Origin of the sequence: Mesorhizobium sp. M7A.F.Ca.CA.004.04.2.1 (assembly GCF_004022825.1) — a bacterium.
Taxonomy (GTDB): domain Bacteria; phylum Pseudomonadota; class Alphaproteobacteria; order Rhizobiales; family Rhizobiaceae; genus Mesorhizobium.
Genome location: NZ_RZPH01001744.1, coordinates 1 through 513 on the forward strand (window position 1 = coordinate 1; position 513 = coordinate 513).

A 513-nucleotide genomic window follows, 5' to 3' on the forward strand; every position below is an offset into this window, starting at 1 on the left:
CTGCGAGGCAGATAGCTGCGCTCGGCGGCGAGATACGCCGCGTATTCAGGCGGGCGCACGAGCACGAGATCGCCACGCGCCAGCGCTCCCGCAGCGATGCGGTAAAGGCCGATCGGCGCGCTGGCCGAGGCGTTCCAGACCAGCCAAGGGGCGGGCTTTCCCAGCGCCGTGAAGCCCAAAAGACCGAGACCGGCCGCGGCCAAGGCGACCGTCTTACGGGCTCGAACACGCCTCAGGCGGCTGCCGATCAGATGGATGGAAGGGCGCCGCCTCATGAACGGCCTCCCGTGCCGCCCTGGCCGGAACCGGCCTTGCCATCGCCGGCGATGGAGTGCTGCGGGTGTCCTTTCGACCAATGGTCGAGTTCGTCGATGTGATAGCGGACATAGCGGCCGTGCTTGCGGAATTTCGGGCCGCCGCCCTTGAGCCGCATCTTTTCGAGCGTGCGCTGGGAGAGCCCGATATAGAAGGCGGCTTGGGCTGTACTGAGAAACGGGCTGCCCTTTTTCGCGC

Annotated in this window: 1 protein-coding gene and 1 pseudogene; both read right to left on the reverse strand. The window is 67.1% G+C overall.

Annotated features, from left to right (window positions below):
- Nucleotides 1–275: pseudogene (locus EN893_RS37345) on the reverse strand (S26 family signal peptidase); the annotation flags it as partial.
- A partial coding sequence (locus tag EN893_RS37350; RefSeq protein ID WP_164901565.1) for a helix-turn-helix domain-containing protein occupies nucleotides 272–513 on the reverse strand: 242 nt, incomplete at its 5' end. The gene EN893_RS37350 and the pseudogene EN893_RS37345, both read right to left, overlap by 4 nt.